This is a genomic window from Chryseobacterium sp. RU33C (assembly GCF_900156015.1).
In the GTDB taxonomy this organism is placed as follows: domain Bacteria; phylum Bacteroidota; class Bacteroidia; order Flavobacteriales; family Weeksellaceae; genus Chryseobacterium; species Chryseobacterium candidae.
The window spans coordinates 28,697-49,796 of sequence record NZ_FTMT01000018.1 but is presented as its reverse complement, the minus strand read 5'-3'; the positions used below and the strand labels follow the sequence as shown (position 1 = coordinate 49,796).

18 protein-coding genes are annotated in these 21,100 nt (G+C 36.5%); 11 read left to right on the top strand and 7 right to left on the bottom strand.

Going from position 1 to position 21,100, the window contains the following annotated elements; genetic code table 11:
- The 7 genes from BW946_RS15100 to BW946_RS15070 are packed head-to-tail and all read left to right on the top strand — an operon-like array spanning nucleotide 1 to nucleotide 7,767.
- Nucleotides 1–1,461, top strand: a complete 1,461-nt coding sequence (locus tag BW946_RS15100) for a DUF4178 domain-containing protein (protein WP_076596979.1) — start codon at nucleotides 1–3, stop codon at nucleotides 1,459–1,461.
- Between the two features lie 35 nt (nucleotides 1,462–1,496).
- Complete coding sequence (locus tag BW946_RS15095; protein ID WP_228402605.1) at nucleotides 1,497–1,652, top strand: hypothetical protein; 156 nt, start codon at nucleotides 1,497–1,499, stop codon at nucleotides 1,650–1,652.
- Between the two features lie 13 nt (nucleotides 1,653–1,665).
- Complete coding sequence (locus BW946_RS15090) at nucleotides 1,666–1,881, top strand: DUF350 domain-containing protein (protein ID WP_076596977.1); 216 nt, start codon at nucleotides 1,666–1,668, stop codon at nucleotides 1,879–1,881.
- Complete coding sequence (locus BW946_RS15085) at nucleotides 1,874–3,388, top strand: polyamine aminopropyltransferase (RefSeq protein WP_076596976.1); 1,515 nt, start codon at nucleotides 1,874–1,876, stop codon at nucleotides 3,386–3,388. Before BW946_RS15090 ends, BW946_RS15085 begins: the two co-directional genes overlap by 8 nt.
- Nucleotides 3,389–3,425: 37 nt before the next feature.
- Nucleotides 3,426–4,955, top strand: a complete 1,530-nt coding sequence (locus BW946_RS15080) for a flavin monoamine oxidase family protein (protein WP_228402603.1) — start codon at nucleotides 3,426–3,428, stop codon at nucleotides 4,953–4,955.
- Nucleotides 4,956–4,959: 4 nt separating this feature from the next.
- A complete protein-coding gene (locus BW946_RS15075; RefSeq protein ID WP_076596974.1) occupies nucleotides 4,960–5,985 on the top strand; it encodes a hypothetical protein in 1,026 nt (341 codons plus the stop codon).
- A gap of 27 nt (nucleotides 5,986–6,012) precedes the next feature.
- Nucleotides 6,013–7,767: a discoidin domain-containing protein gene (locus BW946_RS15070; protein WP_076596973.1), complete on the top strand. Its 1,755-nt coding sequence runs from the start codon at nucleotides 6,013–6,015 to the stop codon at nucleotides 7,765–7,767.
- 50 nt (nucleotides 7,768–7,817) lie between these two features.
- On the opposite strand, the gene BW946_RS15065 is transcribed toward BW946_RS15070, so the two are convergent.
- The 6 genes from BW946_RS15065 to recJ form a co-directional block, all read right to left on the bottom strand.
- Nucleotides 7,818–8,678, bottom strand: coding sequence for an alpha/beta hydrolase (locus BW946_RS15065; RefSeq protein WP_076596972.1), 861 nt, complete (start codon nucleotides 8,676–8,678; stop codon nucleotides 7,818–7,820).
- A gap of 80 nt (nucleotides 8,679–8,758) precedes the next feature.
- Nucleotides 8,759–11,017 (bottom strand): TonB-dependent receptor domain-containing protein, encoded by a 2,259-nt coding sequence (locus BW946_RS15060; RefSeq protein WP_076596971.1) that lies wholly within the window; start codon nucleotides 11,015–11,017, stop codon nucleotides 8,759–8,761.
- A 44-nt stretch (nucleotides 11,018–11,061) separates the two neighbouring features.
- Entirely contained in the window at nucleotides 11,062–13,323 is a 2,262-nt protein-coding gene (locus BW946_RS15055; protein WP_076596970.1) for an outer membrane beta-barrel family protein, read from the bottom strand.
- A 487-nt stretch (nucleotides 13,324–13,810) separates the two neighbouring features.
- Nucleotides 13,811–14,149, bottom strand: coding sequence for a DUF3817 domain-containing protein (locus BW946_RS15050; protein ID WP_076596969.1), 339 nt, complete (start codon nucleotides 14,147–14,149; stop codon nucleotides 13,811–13,813).
- Between the two features lie 83 nt (nucleotides 14,150–14,232).
- The gene (gene nadD, locus BW946_RS15045) at nucleotides 14,233–14,817 is read right to left on the bottom strand and encodes a nicotinate (nicotinamide) nucleotide adenylyltransferase (protein ID WP_076596968.1); all 585 of its coding nucleotides are present in this window, start codon (nucleotides 14,815–14,817) and stop codon (nucleotides 14,233–14,235) included.
- 120 nt (nucleotides 14,818–14,937) lie between these two features.
- Nucleotides 14,938–16,650 carry a single-stranded-DNA-specific exonuclease RecJ gene (gene recJ, locus BW946_RS15040; protein ID WP_076596967.1) on the bottom strand — a complete coding sequence of 571 codons (1,713 nt, stop codon included), beginning with the start codon at nucleotides 16,648–16,650 and terminating at the stop codon, nucleotides 14,938–14,940.
- 87 nt (nucleotides 16,651–16,737) lie between these two features.
- Between recJ and BW946_RS15035 the strand changes: the two genes are divergently transcribed.
- A complete protein-coding gene (locus BW946_RS15035) occupies nucleotides 16,738–17,022 on the top strand; it encodes a hypothetical protein (protein WP_228402601.1) in 285 nt (94 codons plus the stop codon).
- Nucleotides 17,023–17,139 (top strand): M48 family metalloprotease, encoded by a 117-nt coding sequence (locus tag BW946_RS21815; protein WP_317043158.1) that lies wholly within the window; start codon nucleotides 17,023–17,025, stop codon nucleotides 17,137–17,139.
- 117 nt (nucleotides 17,140–17,256) lie between these two features.
- Here BW946_RS21815 and BW946_RS15030 read toward each other — a convergent pair whose 3' ends face one another.
- Nucleotides 17,257–18,879 (bottom strand): ABC-F family ATP-binding cassette domain-containing protein, encoded by a 1,623-nt coding sequence (locus BW946_RS15030; protein ID WP_076596965.1) that lies wholly within the window; start codon nucleotides 18,877–18,879, stop codon nucleotides 17,257–17,259.
- Nucleotides 18,880–19,000: 121 nt separating this feature from the next.
- On the opposite strand from BW946_RS15030, the gene smpB reads away from it, so the two are divergent.
- Complete coding sequence (gene smpB, locus BW946_RS15025) at nucleotides 19,001–19,459, top strand: SsrA-binding protein SmpB (protein ID WP_076597029.1); 459 nt, start codon at nucleotides 19,001–19,003, stop codon at nucleotides 19,457–19,459.
- A 77-nt stretch (nucleotides 19,460–19,536) separates the two neighbouring features.
- A complete protein-coding gene (locus BW946_RS15020) occupies nucleotides 19,537–21,045 on the top strand; it encodes an OmpA family protein (protein ID WP_076596964.1) in 1,509 nt (502 codons plus the stop codon).
- Nucleotides 21,046–21,100: the final 55 nt, after the last annotated feature.

Genomic DNA, 21,100 nt, shown 5'->3' with positions numbered 1-21,100 from the left:
ATGCACTATGTCTGCCCAGCATGCGAAGCCGAAAATAAATTAGATCTTACCTTTCCTGTTGAAGAATACGTTTGTATGACCTGTTCCCATCTCATTGATGTAGCCGGGAACAAAAAGACTAAACATTTGAAAATACCGACAGAAAATGTTGTGTTAGATGTCGGACAGAAAGGAAAAATTGACGGCGTAGAATATACGGTTGTTGCGATTATTGTCAAAAAATACGGAAACAGTATTTTCTGGCGGGAATATTCTTTAAAAGACAGCAAAGGAAATGATGCTTTCCTGAGTGAAAGCGATGGGCATTGGATATTCCTGGTCCCAATGCATCCTGATGATTTTAAAGGTAAAAATTTGAAATTACCAACCTATGCCGGGCGAACTTATCGCTGGTACGAAAACACTCCATGCAGTATTTATGCTGCTTCCGGTTTTTTTGATGAACACCTTGATTTCAGCGTTGCGACCTACAAAGAATATGTCAATGGAACCCGTATGATCTCTCAGGAGAAGACCGGTAGGAAAAGCCAGTATTTTTATGGAGTTCACATTTCAAAATATGAGGTAAAAAGAGCTTTTAAAATAGCTCACATGCCCTATTATACAGGAGTCGGGATCGTTCAGCCTTATTATTTTGATATGAAACAGGCTGTGAACATCTTTTGTGTGGCTGCATTAATGATATGTCTGCTTCAGCTCTACGTGTATATCTCAAGAACAAACGAAACTGTTTTTGAACAGTCGATCAACTTTGCTGATGTAAAGGATAAAGAACTTGTAAGCAAAAGTTTTACTCTTTCCGGAGGCTCAGCACCATTAAAAGTCAATGCCTTTTCAGCAGTAGACAACTCGTGGGCCAATGTTCAGCTAAGCCTTGTGAATGAGAATACCAACGAAATTGTATATACCTCCAAAGATATTGAACAATACCACGGCTATGAAGACGGTGAAAGCTGGTCAGAAGGAAATCAGTCTGAAGAATTCAACCTTTGCGGGGTAAGCTCAGGAAAATATCATTTTCTTATTTCAGCAGAAAAAGAAGGATCATTACTGCCCGCATTTTCCGGTCTTCAGTCGCCAGATTCAAAAGTATTAATTTCCAGAGATAAATCCGGGGTTTTGGATGTTACTGACATCTATAAAGCACAATCTACCACTTTCATAGACGGAAAGACTTTAGAAAAAGATACAACAGAATTGGGTAAACTGGTGAAAGCATCCTTCGGAACTTCCAAAATAGACTCTCTGATCAATGCTGAAGGGCTAAAACTCACTACAGATGTTATTGCATCCAATAACGATGTGAAGATCAAGGCAACCTGGCTTCCCGTTTCATTCTGGAACTTCGGATTTATTTTATTCATAATGATTGCTCTCTTTATAGCTATGTGGATAGGAAGGCATTTCTTTAATGTTAATAAATGGAAAAACAGTTCAAATACCCCTTATGCCACATCATGATGACTACTATTTTACATTACATAAGACAAAACTGGATGCTCTGTTTAATCGGAGGCTTTTTCATGATCTGGTTTGTATACCTTACTTATCAGGGAAATCAGGTATGTGATTGTGCCAAGACGGAAACATACCGGGACGGAACTACCAGAAGCCATTCCAGAGCAGGATTCTACAGATACTATCACAAATAAAAATATAAAAACTATGGACAACATCAATTTCTTACCCATATTAAACTCGGTTCTTTACTCATTCTTAGGAATCGCAATTCTTCTCGTTTGCTATTTCATCATAGAAAAACTTACACCGGAAAAAACATGGCATGAGATCTCTCAGAACAAAAACATAGCATTGGCTATTGTATTCGGGGCATTTATCATCGGAATTTCTATGATTATAAGCGCGGCAATTCATGGATAAGAAGAGGATTCCTCTTGAGCTGCTTTTATTGTTTTCAGTATTCGTCATTGCTACATGTGGACTGATTTATGAGCTGGTGGCCGGGGCCCTGGCGAGCTATCTTTTAGGAGACTCTGTAAAGCAGTTTTCCTTCATTATCGGGGTGTATCTATTTTCAATGGGAGTAGGTTCCTATCTTGCGAAATTCATCAAAGGAAATCTTATTGATAAATTCATTGAGATCGAAATCCTCGTAGGAATCGTTGGCGGAATAAGCTCTGTGGTGCTGTTTATTCTGTTTAATACGCTTGCCCATTTTGAAAGTGTTCTCTATCTCTTTGTCTTTTTCACAGGCTGTCTCGTAGGAGTGGAAATTCCGCTTCTGATGAACATTCTGAAAGACAGGGTTCAGTTTAAAGATTTAGTTTCAAACGTCTTTGCATTCGATTATATCGGGGCTTTACTGGCATCGATTCTTTTTCCGTTGGTTTTAATTCCAAAGCTGGGCATTGTAAAAACACCTTTGTTTTTTGGACTGATTAATATCTCTATCGCGATATTTCTATGCTATTACCTTACAAAGGAATTGTCAAAACCTTTATCACTCAAAGTAAAATCTATTGCAGCATTTACATTTCTGTTAGGTCTTTTCTTTTTCTCAGATACGATTTTATCTTACTCTGAAGAAAAACTGTACGGAGAAAATGTAGTGTATACCAAAAGTTCACCCTATCAAAGAATTGTTTTAACAAGAAATACCCACGAGTTCCGTTTATATTTAAATAACAACTTACAGTTTTCATCCACGGATGAATACCGTTATCATGAAGCTTTGGTACATCCCGCAATGTCTATGGCAAAAAATATTGATAATGTTCTGATCCTTGGAGGAGGTGATGGCTTTGCAGCCAGAGAAGTCTTGAAATACAAAGACGTTAAAAAAGTAACCCTTGTAGATTTGGATGGTGAAATGACCCAGTTTTTCAAAACCAATGAAACCATGCGCAGGCTGAACCAAAGTTCTTTTTCCAATCCGAAAGTGGAAATCATCAATAAAGACGCTTACATTTGGGTAAAAGACAGCAAAAAGAAATTTGACGTCATTATCATCGACTTTCCGGATCCGTCCAATTACAGCTTAGGGAAATTATATTCCCTGCAATTTTATAAAGAACTGGAGAGGTTAACAACTCTTGATACCAAGATTGTGGTTCAGACCACCTCTCCGTATTTTGCTCCGAAATCTTTCTGGTGCATCGAAAAAACGATCAACCAGATTTTTCCTTTCACAGCAGCTTATCACACCTATGTTCCGTCTTTTGGGGAATGGGGATTTTCTATGGCTTCCTTTGAACCCATTAACAACAGGATCTATAGAAAACTCCCTGGTTTGAAATACTATGATTACAACTTTTCACAGATGTCTTATTTCAACAAAGATATGAAAGTGAAAGACGTAGAAGTTAACCGTCTGGATAACCAGATATTAGTCCGTTATTTCGATGAAGAGTGGGGGAAAGTACAGTAGAAAGGATTTTCTTACAACTATATTTTTAGGTAGCCTTATGCTTCCCTTTTTGCAGTATTGTGGAAAGAAAGTGAAATCATTGCTGCTGAAGATTACCGGAACTAATCATGTTCTCGGTCATAAACTGTGGGCCAAAGATTTTCCACAGTTTTCAGAAGTTATCCACACCCGATATCTTGTTGTGGGGGGTGGAATTTCCGGACTTTCGGCATGCAGATTCTTCAGTCAGAATAATGAACAGGATTATCTGCTCCTTGAAATGGAAAACCATCTGGGAGGAAATTCTTCCAATGGACAGAATTCCTTTTCAAAATTCCCTTTGGGAGCACACTATCTGCCATTACCCAATAAAGAAAATACAGAAATCATCGAATTTCTAAAAGAATGTGGAATCTGTTTAGGAACTGAAGATAATGGAGAGCCGGTTCTTGATGAATATCAAATGACTTTTCCACAGCAGGAAAGACTTTTCTATAAAAACTCCTGGCAAAACGATATTGTTCCCCAAAGAGGAGTTTCAGTACAAACTCAGCAGGAGTTTGCCCGCTTTTTTAAGCTGATGGATGAATTTCGGATAAAGAAAGATGCTGAGGGAAGATATTGGTTTGCCATTCCGGTGCATGATTCAAGTAGGGAAGATGAGGTTTTAAAACTAGAGAAAATCATTTTCAAAGACTGGCTCAAAGAAAATAACTATCATTCCGAAGAACTTCTTTGGTTACTGGATTACTCCTGCAGAGACGATTTCGGGTTAGGAATTGATTACGTTTCAGCATGGGCAGGAATTCATTATTTTGCAGGCAGAAAAAATAACTGGAGCACGAAATATAAAGATCAGGTATTCACATGGCCGGAAGGAAATGCCCGATTGGCAAAGCATCTTTCAAAATATACAGAAGGAAAATATAGGTCTGAAAATCTGGTTTTTGATGTGAAAATCAATGATAAGGTTGAGGTCCTGAGTTTTGATAATACCCAAAAGAAAACAAAGAAAATCATAGCGGATAAAGTACTTTTTGCAACCCCTCAATTTGTGAATGAAAGAATTTTTGATCTTCAGAAAGCATTATCATTTCACTACGTGCCCTGGCTTTTAACAACCATTACGCTGAAAAATGAATTCGGCGGAGATGAAGAACTGGCCTGGGATAATGTGATCTACGGTTCTTCCGGGCTAGGTTATATCTTTGACCAGCACCAGAATCTGAATCAAATTATAGGCGAAAAAGTAATTACCCATTATAAAAGTTTTTCAACAGCAGATTGTAGAAAAGCAAGAAAAAAGCTCTACGCTATGAAAGATGCTGAACTGAAAGATTTAGTTCTAAATGATCTGAAGAAAGCGCATCCTCTGATAGAAGATTTCATTCTGGAAATGCAGTTTCATAAAATAGGACATGCCATGATTGCTCCTGTTCCCGATCAGATTTTTGGAGAAGAAACGCGAACAGCGAAAGAATCTTTAGAAGGAAAAATTTTCTTTGCCCATTCTGATCTTTCGGGAATATCTATTTTTGAAGAAGCCTTTTATCAGGGAATCCGGACTGCAGGACAAATGATACAATAATACAATGAAACAGCCGTGGATACATAATGCAAAAACAGACTGGTGGTTTATTTTATCACCACCTTTTCTGGTGCTGCTGATTATTTTTCTTTTTCAGAAACAGATTCAGGGGCTGGAAAATCATTATTCCTTTTATACATGGCTGTTCCTGATCGTTTTTGTAGATGTTGCCCACGTATATTCTACACTCTTCAAAACTTATTTTGTTAAAGGTGAAATCCGGAAAAATAAACTGCTGTACCTGGGAATTCCTGTTCTGAGCTGGATATTGGGAATGATCCTGTTCCAGTTTGGAAGTCTGACGTTCTGGTCGGTTTTGGCTTTGATTGCTGTTTTTCATTTTATACGCCAGCAATATGGATTTATGAGGATCTACGCCCGCTTCGAACCCAATAACTGGAGCAAAAAAATAGATGAGGTTGCTGTTTACTCCGCTACTATTTTTCCCATGCTGTACTGGTTTAAAACCCCTCGTGCCTTTACCTGGTTCGTTAACAATGAGTTTGACTGGCTTCAAAATCTTCCGGATTATCTTCCTCTGATTACCGCACTATATTTTACAATCCTGAGCATCTGGATTATTAAAACTGTTGTCGAAGCTTTTAAAACAAAAAATATTAATATTCCGAAAACAGCATTGATCACCGGAACTTTCCTTTCCTGGTATTTTGGAATTATCTACTTTAACAACGATCTTCTTTTTACTTTTCTGAATGTAGTTTCTCATGGAATTCCTTACATCGCATTGATTTATATAAGAGAAATACAACAAAAAGAAAATCATCAGATGAATTGGATGCAGATTTTTAAATCTTTTTCAGGAATCCTTTTGTTCATAGGCGTTCTTTTAAGCTTTGCTTTCTTGGAAGAATTTTTATGGGAAACTCTGGTATGGAACGAACACTTTTCCTTGGATATAATTGTTTCAGAAAAATGGTTTCAATTTCTGGTTCCGCTGTTGGTTGTTCCGCAGCTCACTCATTATCTGCTGGATGGCTTTATTTGGAGAAAACCCAAAAAAGTTACCTAAATTTGTCTCAATCTTTAAAATCTAAAAATGAGACAATATTTTCTGGCATTGGCAATTTTTCTCGGAATGATTGTGGGTGCCCAGCAGAAGACTTTCTGCAATCCTATCAACATAGATTATGGCTATACGCCTTTCGAAGTCTTTTCAAAACAAGGGAAACACCGTGCTACGGCAGATCCGGTGATTGTTAATTTTAAGAATAAACTGTTTCTTTTTTCTACCAATCAGGAAGGATACTGGTACAGTGATGATATGCTGGACTGGAAATTTGTGAAAAGAAAATTTTTAAGAGATAATAAATATATTCATGATCTGAATGCTCCGGCGGTATGGGCCATGAAAGATACGCTGTATGTCTATGGTTCTACATGGGAGCAGGATTTTCCGATCTGGAAAAGTACAAACCCAACCAAAGACGACTGGAAAATTGCAGTGGATACTTTAAAAGTAGGAGCGTGGGATCCGGCATTTCACTACGATGAAGATAAAAATAAACTGTATCTGTACTGGGGATCAAGTAATGAATGGCCATTGCTGGGCACAGAAGTGAAAGTGAAAAATCTTCAGTCTGAAGGTTTCGTTAAACCTATTATCAAATTAAAACCGGAAGACCATGGATGGGAACGTTTCGGGGAATACAATGACAACGTTTTTCTTCAGCCTTTTGTAGAAGGAGCGTGGATGACAAAGCATAACGGGAAATATTATATGCAGTATGGTGCTCCGGCAACAGAGTTCAGCGGATATTCTGACGGGGTATATGTAAGCAAAAGCCCTTTGGAAGGCTTCGAATATCAGCAGCATAATCCGTTCTCTTATAAACCGGGCGGTTTTGCCAGAGGTGCGGGGCACGGAGCAACATTTGAAGACAATTACAAAAACTGGTGGCATGTTTCCACAATTTTTATTTCTACCAAAAATAATTTTGAAAGAAGGTTGGGAATCTGGCCGGCTGGGTTTGATAAAGATGACGTGATGTATTGTAATACAGCTTATGGAGATTATCCTACTTATCTTCCACAGTATGCGCAGGGAAAAGATTTTACAAAAGGTCTTTTTGCAGGATGGATGCTGCTGAATTATAATAAACCTGTTCAGGTTTCATCTACTTTGGGAGGTTATCAACCCAACTATGCAGTAGATGAAGATATCAAAACGTATTGGAGTGCTAAAACCGGAAATTCCGGAGAATGGTTTCAAACGGATTTAGGGGAAGTTTCCACCATCAATGCCATTCAGATCAATTATGCGGATCAGGATGCTGAGTTCATGGGGAAAACCTTAGGGAAAATGCATCAGTACAAGATCTACGGTTCCAATGATGGCAAGAAATGGAATGTAATTGTGGATAAAAGCAAAAATACAAAAGACGTTCCTCATGATTATGTAGAGCTTGAACAGCCTGCAAAAGCCCGCTTCCTGAAAATGGAAAACCTGAAAATACCAACAGGAAAATTCGCATTAAGCGGTTTCAGAGTGTTTGGAAAAGGAGCCGGGAAAAAACCTGCTAAAGTGGAAGGTTTTGTGCCTTTAAGAGCGGACCCGAAAAAATACGGCGAAAGGAGAAGCATCTGGATGAAATGGCAGCAGAACCCTGAAGCGGATGGCTATGTAATCTATTTCGGAAAGACTCCCGATAAATTGTATGGAAGCATTATGGTCTACGGAAAGAATGAATATTTCTTTACAGGAGCAGACAGAACAGATGCCTACTATTTCCAGATTGAAGCCTTCAATGCCAACGGTGTTTCTGAAAGGACTGCCGTTGCAAAGTCAGAATAAAATTCAATTTTAAAATAAAAAAATAACACGTTTTGAAAAATCAGAACGTGTTATTTTTTATCTGCTTTTTTGAGAAATGTTTCTATTTTATCAATAAGAAATTGAGCATTTGGGTGTTTATCCCAGTCCAGATGCCCGCCATTAAATTGATAAGACTCATGGAGAATATGGTTTTTATTTAAAGTTGAATCTAAGATTTTTTCTTGAGTAGAAGGAATCACACGATCCGAATTTCCATAATAAGATAGAGTAGGAGGGGAGCTTTCTCTGATCCATTTTACAGGACTTGCAAAATCTATTAGGGATGTTCCCGTTTTCTGTACACGGGGATCTACAAGTCTTTTTTCTACAAAAGAATATTCCTGATAATTTTTGAAACCTGGATCGGAAAGATCAGCAGGGCCAACAATATTAACAACTGCTTTTATCCTTTTATCTGTGTCAAACTTATAAGCATATAGCATGGATAAATGCCCTCCGGCACTGTTTCCTAATAATATGAACTTAGGATTGTACCTGAGTTTTTTTTCTAAGAAAGCAGAAACCTCTTTAATATCATTCATTTGATTAGGCAGTCCATAATTTGTTTCTGAAACCAGTCTGTAGTTCATATTAACAAAAATATGATCAGGAAACTTCTGCATTAGAGAAAGGGTGAAGAAGGTGAGCTGTGATTTATTTCCACTGCACCAGCCTCCACCATGAATCATGATAAAGACATCTTTTTCTTTGGTTGTTTTGATTTGTGGAATATAAAGATCCATAACCTGTTCAGTATTATTTCCATAATGAATATTTTCCTCTTTATCAAAGCTGATATCTTTTTCCAATTCTATCTTTTTTTCTTTACAGCCTGTCCATAGAAATAGGAGGCTGAGGGAGATCAAAATAATTTTTATATTTTTTTTCATAATGATTAAATATAAAAAATCCGCTGAAAAGAATCAGCGGATACTGTAAGAATAATTAAATATGAAGAAAGATAAATTCTCTATCTTGTTCTGCTTTTGATGGTATCTGACGCCCCTTCAATGTCTCTTACCTTTTTCACTTTCTGGTTTCCGAAATTGTAGGTAAGGCTTACCGTTAAACTTCTGTTGTAGCGGTTTTGATGGATGTAATTGTAATTTCCGTTCTCCTGGAAATCTTCAATTTTAACAATGTTGGTGTTCAGTACATCATTTACGTTCACTGCAAAAGTCCAGTCGTTCCACATTTTCTTAAGACTAAGGTCTAAACTCATTAAGTTTTTCAAAGAACCAAGCTCAATCTGCTGCTTGTCTACAAAGAAGTAATTAACTCCGAAGAACCATGTTTTCTTTTTATCAAGACGAACGGTGTTGTTGGTTTGGATCAGAAGACTGGTAGAATTGGTTTTATTGGTGTACGTAATAAATTTTCCATGAGTACCTTTTTCATCTTTAAATCGGTCTCCTGTAGTAGGATCAGTATCAAGGCTTCCATTGTTAATATTATGCTGTACACCGATATTGAAATTGGTTGTCCAGTATTGCTTGAAAAATGACTTTTGAATACCTACCATTGCGGACATTTCCTGTTTATTCCCAAAATTGGTTCTGATATATCTTAAAGCCGGGTTTTCGCCTTCCTTTCCAGCCGGTGATACCGGATATCCCTGAAGGGGTACCTGCGTAATCACATCCTGAATGTAAGAGTGGTTTAAAATCAGGAAATATGAATTTTTGAACATATAAGTAAGCTCCTGATTATAGGTAGAAGATGCCTTTACAAACGGGTCATTCTGAGTATAATTATCATCTGTAAGAATGTTCCTTACCGGATTAAGTTCCCAGAAACTAGGTCTTCTCATTCTGCTAGAGAAGGAATAGGAGATATTGTTTTTATCATTAATTGTATAATTCAGGCTTAGATAGGGAAGAAGGTTTTTATAATTTCTTTCAATTCTTCTAAGAGCTTCTGTGGGAGCGTTATCAGAAGTTCCAAGACTGTTGGTGATCTCATATCGGGCACCTATTTTTCCGGAAAGTTTGTCGGAAATCTTTTTCTCAAGGGTAAGATACATTCCGTAGATGTTTTCATCATAGATAAAATGGTTGGGTCTTGAATCCGGTGCTTTTACAGGATTAAAAGAATAAGTTATGTTTTTAGAATCATTATCTGTCTTAGTCTTATTATAATTTCCGCCTATAGATACAGTCAAATCATTTTTAAACTTTTGATTATAATCCACCATTCCGGAGAAATTATTAATAATCTGAGGAAGATCCTGGAATACCTGTGTTTTTATTTTTCCTACTTCTCTGTTGATATCCGAAGCAAAAGTCTGGTTATCTGTGGACTGGAATCTTCTGTAGTTGAGGTAGGCTGCATTTACATTCAGTTTACTTCCCAATGAATCTGTTTTTAATTCATAATTTAAATTCACAGAATTGTTATAAGATCTTGAATCTTCCCGGTTTTTAGACCACGTATATTCCGTATTTGTTTTTTTTATGGTATTAAATAAATCTACCGTTGAATTATAACTTTTATTGGCCCATGTATTCCATGATAATGCGAGATTGCTTTTATCATTCAGTTGATAATCAATATTCAGATAACCACCGATGTTTTTATTCGGATCATCAACATCTCCTACGGATTCATTAGAAGTTTTGGCAGTACCATTTCTTAACGTATACGTTTGTGCCTCTATATTTTCACCACCACTAAGGCTGGCGCTTATTCCCAGTTTGTTTTTTCTGTAGTTGGCTGAGAAACTCGCCTGGCTTCCGTTATATTTATTGGTAGTATTAGACATTCTCATGTTTCCGTTGAGACCATCACTCATTTTTTTCTTTAAAACGATATTGATGATTCCATCAGATGATTCCACCTGATATTCGCTTCCTGGAACGGTAATGACTTCAATTTTCTGGATATTTTCAGCCGGAGTATTTTTCAGGAACTGAGCCAGAGATTCGGAATCCATATTGCTTTTTCTTCCGTTGATATAGATCAGCGCATTATTTTTTCCAGCAATTTTCAATGTTTTATCATCTGTGGAAGATAATAACGGCGTCTGCTTTAGCAGATCAAAAGTAGTATTTCCTTTCGCTATGGGAGAAGCTGCCACATCATATACAAAACGATCGCTTTGTTTTTTGAAAACCTGTTTTGTAATGGTAACTCCTTCTATATTTTTTGTTTTTGCCGTGTCGGATTTTTTCTCCTGAGCGAGTGCGCAAGTACCGAATATGATGGCCATTGACAAAATTATACGTTTCATGTTTGTTTTATTTAAGAGTGGATAGTGATATAAGTTTTTATAGATTAGGTTCTTGATTTTACAGCATCATTAGCTGATTTCATTTCCCTTGCTTTTTTAAGTTTCTGATTTCCGAAATTGTAAGTAACCCCGATGCTGATTAACCTTGGATAATTGAAGTTGGTGATATTGTTAAATTTTCCATTAGGCTGTACTCCTTTAATGCGGTAAAAACTTTGATTAAACAGGTCGCTTACTTCCGCTACAATCGTCCAGTCTCCTGCAATTTTTTTCAGGCTGAGATCAAAGCTTTGTCTTGCCCCAATCATCCCTCCTTCCATGGCAGTCTGGCTGGCAAAGAAGTAATTCACTCCCAGAAACCAGTCTTTTTTAGAAGACAGTCTGATGACATTATTGAGGGTTGCAGACATATTATAGTTTTTAACATCAATGATATAAGGATCTACAACTTCAGTTTCTCCCGGAACCGGCATGGAAGTAGGATCTTCAAATACTCCGCCTTTGTAGGTAACATATCCTAAATTGACAGAATAGTTGGTTGTCCATATATCTTTGAACCAGGATTTGTTCATTCCAAGAGTAAGAGCAATTTCTCTGTTTTTACCATAATTAGTTCTGATATATCTTAAGAATCTTGTAGTTTCCATAATTGGATTTCCTTTGATATCCTTGATGATTTTCCCCTTAGCATCCTTTTTTGGAGCTGTTACAGTTCCCTGTAATGGAATCAGGTCTGAGGCTGCCGCATCTTCCACCATATTAAAACTAAGATTGGCATAGAATGCATTCTTGTACATATAATTTAACTCCTGATTATAATATTTGGAAGCCAGTATAAATGGATTGTTCTGCGTATAATTGGTAGGAGTGAAGTAGGTTCTCGAAGGATTCAGCTCCCAGAATCTAGGTCTTCTGATTCTGCTGGAAAAAGTATAGCTCAAATTATGGTCTGAACTGATGGTGTAATTTAAATTCAGGTAAGGCAGAAGGTTGTTGTAATTTCTTTCAAATCCTGTTTTATCCACAATATCACCTGTACTTCTGGTCATTTCGTAACGGGCTCCTATTTTTCCGGATATTTTCTCAGTCAGTTTTCTTTCATAGTTCAGATAAATTCCCAATATATTTTCTTTATAAATGAAGTGATTGGTTTGGTTGGGATCAATGATAAATTCTCCTTTTGTCAATTTATCCTGTTTGGTATCGTTATCTGTATTGGTGTGGTTGTAACTGATTCCCATTAACCACGTTGCGCCTTTAGCCGTCTTTTTCAGATAATCGATATTGGCAGCATAGTTGTTGATGATCTGTGGAACAGCCTGATGCAATGCAGAATATTTGTTAATCGTATCATTTGTTAGAGGAAAACTTTCATTGAAACTTACTTTATCCCTGTTGAACCACAGGTAAGAAACGTTTGACGTAAGCTTACTTCCAAGTGAATCCGTTTTCATCTCATAATTCAAATTAAAAGAATGATTTCTGGTCTGTGCATCCTCGTTATTGACTGTTCTGTTATTTAATGCTCCGTTTTGCCAGTTGGTAATATCCAGTACAGAATTGAAACTTTTATTGTATCTCATGTTGTAGGAGAATCCAAGACTGTGTTTTTTATTGATCTCGTAATCAACATTGAAACCTCCTCCAAAATTTTTATTAGGATCATCATTAAATCCAAATGATTCATTTTTGAAAGTAGAATCTCCATTGGAAAGTGTATATCTTTGTCTGTCCGTCCAGCTTCCCATTCTGAAATTGGAATTACCAGACCATTTACCTTGTCTGAAATTAAAAGAAGCTCCTGCATTAGGGTTATTGTAATACGCCTGCTCATTCTGCATTTTCAACGTTCCGTTGTAACCGTTATTCTTGCTTTTTTTCATTACAATATTGATGACACCTTCTTTGGATTCAACCTGGAATTCACTTCCCGGAACTGTAATCACTTCTATTTTCTGGATGTCCTCAGATGGAGTAGACTTCAGCATTTCAATCAACGCTTCAGAATCCATGTTGGTTTTCTTATTGTTGATGTAGATGATTGCATCATTTTTTCCCAAAATCTTCAGCGTTTTTCCGTCAATACTGGAAATCATCGGTGTTTGTTTCAAAAGATTAAAAGTGTTTGTTCCTTTAGCAATTGATGAAGAAGCTACATCATACACCAAACGGTCACCTTGTTTTTTGAAAACCTGCTTCTTGAGAGTCACTGCATCTATAGCATTTACTTTCAAACTGTCTTTTTTCTGCTGGGCAGTGATAAGTCCACCGAAAAATAGTGCTGCAATAAGAATTTGAGTCTTCATGATTATTCTTTTTTAATTAATAGCTTGTATGGTTTGTTATTTAACATTACAAAGATATGTAATAAATTTAGTATTATGCAATACAAAGTACTTAAAAATATTTTTGAATTATTGTAATCATTTGATTATCAGTTAATAAAAATTCACGTTGAAATATTGATTGCTTGACCTTTCTGTGTAATAAGACAAATGAAAGATGTTAAATGTTACATTTGTTAAAAAAATAATGAAGATTTTTTTTAAAATATAAACTGTAATAGAACGTATTCCCTTAGTTCAGGAATTATGCTTCACACAAAAACACATGCGAAACGGGATTGTAATAACCGTAAAAATAAAAAAGAGGCTGTCTCAAAAGTCAAACAATCTGGCTTTTGTCATTCTGACGAAGGAAGAATCTCCTTGATAACCAAACATATGAGATTCTTCACTACATTTCATTTCGTTCAGAATGACACTTTTGAGACAGCCTCTTGCTTTATATTGTTTATTCTCTGTCGAATCTGGCGAGCTTTTTATCTACCCAGACCGTTGCAAAGGGGAAGAATGCAGACAATAAGGCAAAGACAAAATCTTCATCATCCCAATTATAAATTTTTCTGGCAGGAAGGCAGAGTAAAAGGTAAAGCGTAAAAAATAATCCGTGCAAACTGCCAATAACGCTGATGAAGATAATAGAATATAAATTTTCATCATATCGGATCCAGATCATCGCAATACCATACAGTAAAAGACAGGAAACGGCTTCAGCAAGACAAATCTGTTTAAACCATTTGATGATTTTTTCCTGAGAATATTTTGAGAAAAATTTTTCGATGAAATCCATTTCTTAAAGTATGATGTGAGAGTTAAAAGTAAGAGTCTTTCTCTGGCTTTTTAAGTTTTGCCTCTCATTTCTGAACTGCAAAATTACTTATAAAAACTACTACCATCCAAATATTCAAAAACTTCTGGCGGCAACATAGGTCTTACATTTTTACCATTCTTAACCATGTTCCGGATTTCAGTGGCCGAAAGTTCTATTACCGGAGCCTTGATCAGGGATATATTTTCGTGCTGTAAATAATCCGAATCTTTTTTCTCACCTTCAAATACTCTAGGATAAACAATAATATGATGATTTTTGATCAGAATATCAGAATTTTTCCATTTATGAAGACTCTTCAGATTATCTTCTCCCATGATCAGGCTGAAAGAATAATCAGGATATTTCTCGTGAAGATAAGTGAGTGTATCAATGGTATAGCTTGGTTTCGGAAGAGAAAACTCTACATTGGAAGCCCTCATATTAGGATAATTCTTTACTGCCAGCTGTACCATATCAAGTCTGTTATGGTCATTCAGTAAAGATTTTTTGTCCTTAAACGGGTTTTGCGGGCTCACAACAAACCAAAGCTCATCCATATCAGAGTTTTCCAGGATATAATTAGCCAGAATAAGATGTCCGATATGAATTGGATTAAATGATCCGAAAAATAAACCGATTTTTTTCATTTTTTGTTAGCTAATAGATAGCGGAGGGCAGGTAGCAGTAGTTTAGAATATCAATCTTTTGAACAGAACTTTATATTGTTCAGGCTTTTATTATCTGCAACCTAAATCCCGTAACCTTACTTACTCTCTAAATTTTACGTCCTTGATATTAAGATAGTGAGTGACATTGCCTTTCCAGTGGTTTTCTTCCAGGGTAAAAGCCAGGTCGAAATTTTTATTCTTAAAATCATCAACAAACTGCCCCAATTTAAACCCTACACATTCAATATTTCGTCCCGTAGATTCCTGTTTGATATAAAACTTCAGATGATTATTATCTTTTCCCATCGTTTTTACATATCCCGACAATTTCTGATTCGTTAATGTGAAAATAGGCTTCATATTATGAGGTCCAAATGGAGCCAGTTTTCTGTGGAAATTGATAAACTCTCTGTTGATTTCATCCACTTTAATCTCTGTATCAATCGTAATAGATGGCTCTTTCTGGTGATCCTTGATTTTTTCAGAAACTATTTTTTCAAATTTCTCTTTGAAAGCCTCAAACTTATCCTTTTCCATTGAAAGTCCCGCTGCAGCGTGATGACCTCCGAATTTAAGGAAATATTCAGAACACAGATCAAGAGCTTCATGTACATCAAAATCAGAAACGGATCTTGCAGAAGCTACCATCTCACCATTATTACCATCGGTAAATACCAGTGTAGGTTTATAATACGTTTCAATAAGTCTTGAGGCAACAATCCCGATTACTCCTTTATTCCATTCGGGATGATAAACAATAGTAGTATGCTTGGTTTCCTGTTGGGATTCTATAATCTGATTCAGGGCGGAAAGGGTGGAATTCATATCCAGCTCACGCCTTTCATCGTTGAGGTTCATAATATCATTCACAATCTGATTCGCATGCTTCAGGTTGTCAGACACCATAAGTTCCACCGCTGCTTTACCATGGGAAATTCTTCCGGCAGCATTAATTTTTGGAGCGATTTCAAAAACGATATTGGAAATTTCAAAATGAGAAAGCTTATCCTCAGGAATCAATAATCTTAAACCAAGATTTCTGGTTTTTCTGAGGGTTTTTAATCCCATTTTAGCCAGAACCCTGTTTTCTCCTGTCATGGAAACAATATCGGCAGCAATGGAGATTGCCAGAAGATCTGTCAGTTCAAATAATTCTGCTTCCGGTAATTTATAAATGGTATTAAGTCCCTGGCAGAGCTTAAAACCAACACCACATCCTGAAAGTTCTTTGAAAGGATACCGGCAGTCACTTCTTTTAGGATCAAGCACAGCCGCAGCGTTAGGAATTTCATCACCGGGAAGGTGGTGATCACAGATAATAAAATCTATCCCAAGATTGCTGGCATAGTTGATCATATCAAGTGCCTTGATTCCACAGTCCAGAGCGATAATTAATGAAAAGCCATTTTCTTTGGCAAAATCAATTCCTTCAGTAGAAATTCCATACCCTTCAGAATTCCTGTCCGGGATATAATAGTCCAGATATTTTTTCTCAACAATCTTGCTGAGGTAAAGATACATCAGGGCAACCGCTGTAGTTCCGTCCACGTCATAGTCACCATATACCAATATTTTTTCACCATTTTCAATGGCGGTGGCAATACGCTCTACAGCTTTTTGCATATCTGCCATTAAAAACGGGTTGTGGATATCGTTAAGGTTTGGTTTGAAGAATTCTCTGGCCTTTTGATAATTGTCAATTCCCCTTAGAACGAGGATTTTAGATTCAAAAGTACCAAAACCAAGTGACGAACTTAGTCTGTCCACAACTTCCTCATCGGGTTCAGGCTTGTAAATCCATTTTTGACTCATTTCACAAAAATAAGGAAAAAAAATAGCATTCTATGAAGAACTGAAACGAAGTTTTGACATTATCACTGTTAAAATAGGGCTGCCTTCGTGTCTCAAATTTTAAATGACTATGAAATGAATTACTCTATGCCTTCTTTACTGGAGGCTGCATATTCGATCAATACAAAGAAAATTAACCTTGGAAAAGCAGCAGTAATGGTTTCAAATGATGTAGAAAATTTACATTTACCAACGAAGATGGCAATTAAATTATCCAAAGAATCATTAGACTGGATGGGTAAAAATAATTCTGTAGCAGGAACTAAAGATCGATACGATGTAAGACTGAACAAACTGTTGGAAAATACCAGTTTCAGGATGACCCAAATTTGAATTATAAAGTTAAGAAATAAAGATATCAATACGTTATCTGCATTAATGAATATGGTCATTAATAATGAATTGCTTGCTGTAATCAGTCATGAAATCTGGCACATAAAGATCCGGTAACAGTTACTCTGCCTACTGCAAAATTGACGAAATAATTATTTTATTTATTTGTTTACACGAAAATACCTCAAAACATTGTTTTGAGGTATTTTTATATAAATTTTAATGTTGCTCAGATTAAGAATACATTTTCTCTCTTAATTCTTTTACCTTTTTATCAGCAAGGTATTCGTCATAAGTCATTTCTCTATCGATGATTCCGGTAGGAGTCAGTTCAATAATTCTGTTACAGACTGTTGAAAGCATTTCGTGGTCATGGGATGCCAGTAAAAGATTTCCTTTGAAGTTAGATAAAGAGTTGTTCAAAGTAGTGATACTCTCAAGGTCTAAGTGGTTGGTAGGTTCATCTAATAAAAGAACATTTGCTTTTTGAAGCATCATTCTACTGAACATACATCTCATTTTTTCACCTCCTGAAAGTACTTTACAGGATTTCAGCGCTTCATCCCCTGAGAATAGCATTCTTCCCAAGAATCCTCTTACGAATTCTTCGTGACGTTCTTCGTCGTTCTTTGTAAACTGTCTCAACCAGTCAACCAAACTCATGTCTTCCTGGAAGAAATTGGTATTATCCAATGGCATGTGAGACTGGTTGGTCGTTACTCCCCATGCAACCGTACCTTTGTCCGCTTCAACATTTCCGGCAAGAATTTCGAAGAATTCTGTAATGGCTAAAGAGTTTTTGGAAAGTACAGCTACTTTATCTCCTTTTTTAAGATTTAAATCAATATTAGAGAATAATAATTCTCCGTCTTTTGTTTTTTCAAGACCTTTTACATCTAAAATCTGATCTCCAGCTTCTCTCTCCATCTCGAAAATAATAGCAGGATATCTTCTGGAAGAAGGCTTAATATCGTCAATATTTAATTTGTCGATCATTTTCTTTCTTGCAGTTGCCTGTTTTGCCTTAGCAACGTTAGAGCTGAATCTTGCAATGAAGTCCTGAAGTTCTTTTTTCTTCTCTTCTGCTTTCTTATTGGCCTGAGCTCTTTGTCTTGTTGCCAATTGAGAAGCCTGGTACCAGAAAGAGTAGTTCCCTGTATATAGGTTAAGCTTAGAATAATCCAGGTCACCGATGTGTGTACAAACCGTGTCAAGGAAGTGACGGTCGTGAGATACAACGATTACAGTGTTTTCATAATCAGCAAGGAAGTCTTCAAGCCATGAGATGGTGTCAATATCAAGGTCGTTGGTAGGCTCATCCAGAATCAATACATCAGGATTTCCGAAAAGTGCCTGAGCCAAAAGAACTTTTACTTTGTCTTTGTTCTCAAGTTCACTCATTAACTGCCAGTGCATATCATCTGTGATTCCTACGTTAGAAAGCATGGTCTGAGCATCAGATTCTGCAGTCCATCCACCCATTTCGTCATAAATTACACCTAGTTCCCCGGCTTTAATACCGTCTTCGTCAGAGAAATCTTCTTTTGCGTATAACGCATCCATTTCCTCTTTTATCTCAAATAATTTCTTATTACCTCTTAAAACAGCTTCAAGAACAGTAAACTGATCGTAAGCAAAGTGATCCTGTTCCAAAACTGACATTCTTTTCCCCGGTTCCAGAGATACATTTCCTGTTGTAGGATCCTGCTTTCCTGTTAGTATTTTCAGGAATGTAGACTTTCCCGCACCGTTTGCTCCGATGATTCCGTAGCAGTTTCCTTTGGTAAACATAATATTTACCTCGTCAAAAAGAACTCTTTTCCCGAATTGTAAAGATAAGTTAGATACTGTTAACATATAGTTTTGTAAATTTGGCGCAAAAATACGAAAAGAATTTGGGTATTTTGTAATAATATAGTAGTCAAGTTTTTAAATGTATGGTATTTTTTATATATTCCATTAACGAAATTTTAAAATGATGAAGATTGAGAAAACAGTTAGCATATTAAATAAAAGAGCCCGTTTTGAATATGAAATTCTTGAAGAGTATGAAGCCGGAATGGTTTTGACGGGTACAGAAATAAAATCTTTGCGTTCTTCCAAAGCATCTATCACAGAATCCTTCTGTCAGTTTATTGATGGGGAATTGTACATCATCAACATGATGATTGATGAATATAAATTGGGAACTTTTTACAATCATAAAACAAAAAGGGAACGGAAATTGCTCTTGCACAAAAAAGAATTACAAAAACTTGAAAAAAAGTTAAAGGATGCCGGGAATACCATAGTACCTTTAAAATTATATATCACTGACCGAGGTAAAGCAAAGGTGCTGATAGCGCTTGGTAGAGGGAAAAAACTTTTCGATAAAAGAGAGGCGATAAAAGATAGAGAAAATAAACGGAACCTCGACAGAATATTAAAGAAAAGTTAAAAATCATTTGAAAAACTTTGTGTATAAAGAAAAATTATATTTATTTTGCATTATCAATTATTTAATCATTTAATTCTATGAAAAATCTAAAATTAGGAATTTCAGCATTGGCGCTTACTGTTGCCTCTACTGTTTTCGCACAGACTACCAACAATCCGTGGTTAATCGGAGTTGGTGCTCATGCTGAAAACCACGTAGCAGCAAGAAGTAACTTCAGTAATACGTTCTCTGCTAACAATTTGACAAAAAGTATGTTCAATGTGAACAACTTTTCTATTACACCTCCACTATCTAAGCTAACTGTTGCTAGAAATATTGGTAAAGGTTTAGTAATTGACTGGCAAACTTCTGTTGGAAATGTTGAAAACAAAAGATTCAACATGGGGAAAGAATTTTTCCTAATGACAGGTCTTGGTTTCCAGGCTCACGCTGCAGGTCTTTTATGGAACGAAGAATCTTGGTTTGATCCATATTTAAGAGTTGGTGCTAACTACTTAAGACATGACTATACAGCTCTTACTTTCCCTAGAACATCTGTTGATGCTAACGGTAACCCGATTGAAAACGTTGTTAACGGTAAGGATGGTAACGAAAACGGTAAAGCTAACCACTTTACTGTGGCTACAGGTGCTGGTGCTAACTTCTGGGTAACTAAAAACTTCGGTCTTGGTGTTCAGGGTGATTATGTATCAACTCCAGGTGACCACTCTACAGTGGCTAACTTCTGGCAGGCTTCTGCTTCTATCTTATTCAGATTCGGAAACAGAGACAGAGATAAGGATGGTATCCTAGATAAAGATGACCTTTGTCCAGATACTCCAGGTTTACCAGAATTCCAAGGATGTCCTGATACTGACGGTGACGGAGTTCCAGATAAAGACGATCAATGTCCAGAAGTGGCTGGTCCGGTTGAAAACAACGGATGCCCTTGGCCAGATACTGACGGTGACGGTGTAATCGATAAAGATGATGCTTGTCCTACTGTAGCAGGTCCAAAAGAAAACAACGGTTGTCCTTGGCCAGATACAGATAATGACGGTATCTTAGATAAAGATGATGCTTGTCCTACTGTTCCAGGTCTTCCAGAATACAACGGATGTCCTAAACCAAAAGAAGTAACAGCTACTGATGTTGAAAAGAACCTTAAGAGCGTATACTTTGATTTTAACAAAGCTACTATCAAGCCTGAATCTAAAGGAGCTCTAGATACTGCAGCTGAAATCATTAAGAAAGATGGAGGTAGATTCCTATTAGTTGGAGAAACTGACAAAAAAGGAAGTGATGCTTACAACTTGAAATTATCTAAAGAAAGAGCTGCTTCTGTAGTTGCTGCTTTAGATGCGAGAGGTGTAGATACTAACGTATTAAAATCAGTAGGTATTGGAGAGCAAAATGCTAAAGTTGCAGAATCTGCATCTGATGCTGAAAGACAAGCTGATAGAAAAGTAACTGTTAGATACATTGGTGATGACAGTGAATGGAACAAATATCAAAAATCTGATGTTGTTGTTGCTCCAGCAAAAAAAGCTACTAAAAAAGGAGGTAAGAAAGCTCCTGCTAAAAAAGTAGTTAAAAAGAAAAAATAATTAATTTTTCTAAATAATGAATACCTCCAATTTGATTGGAGGTATTTTTTTTTTG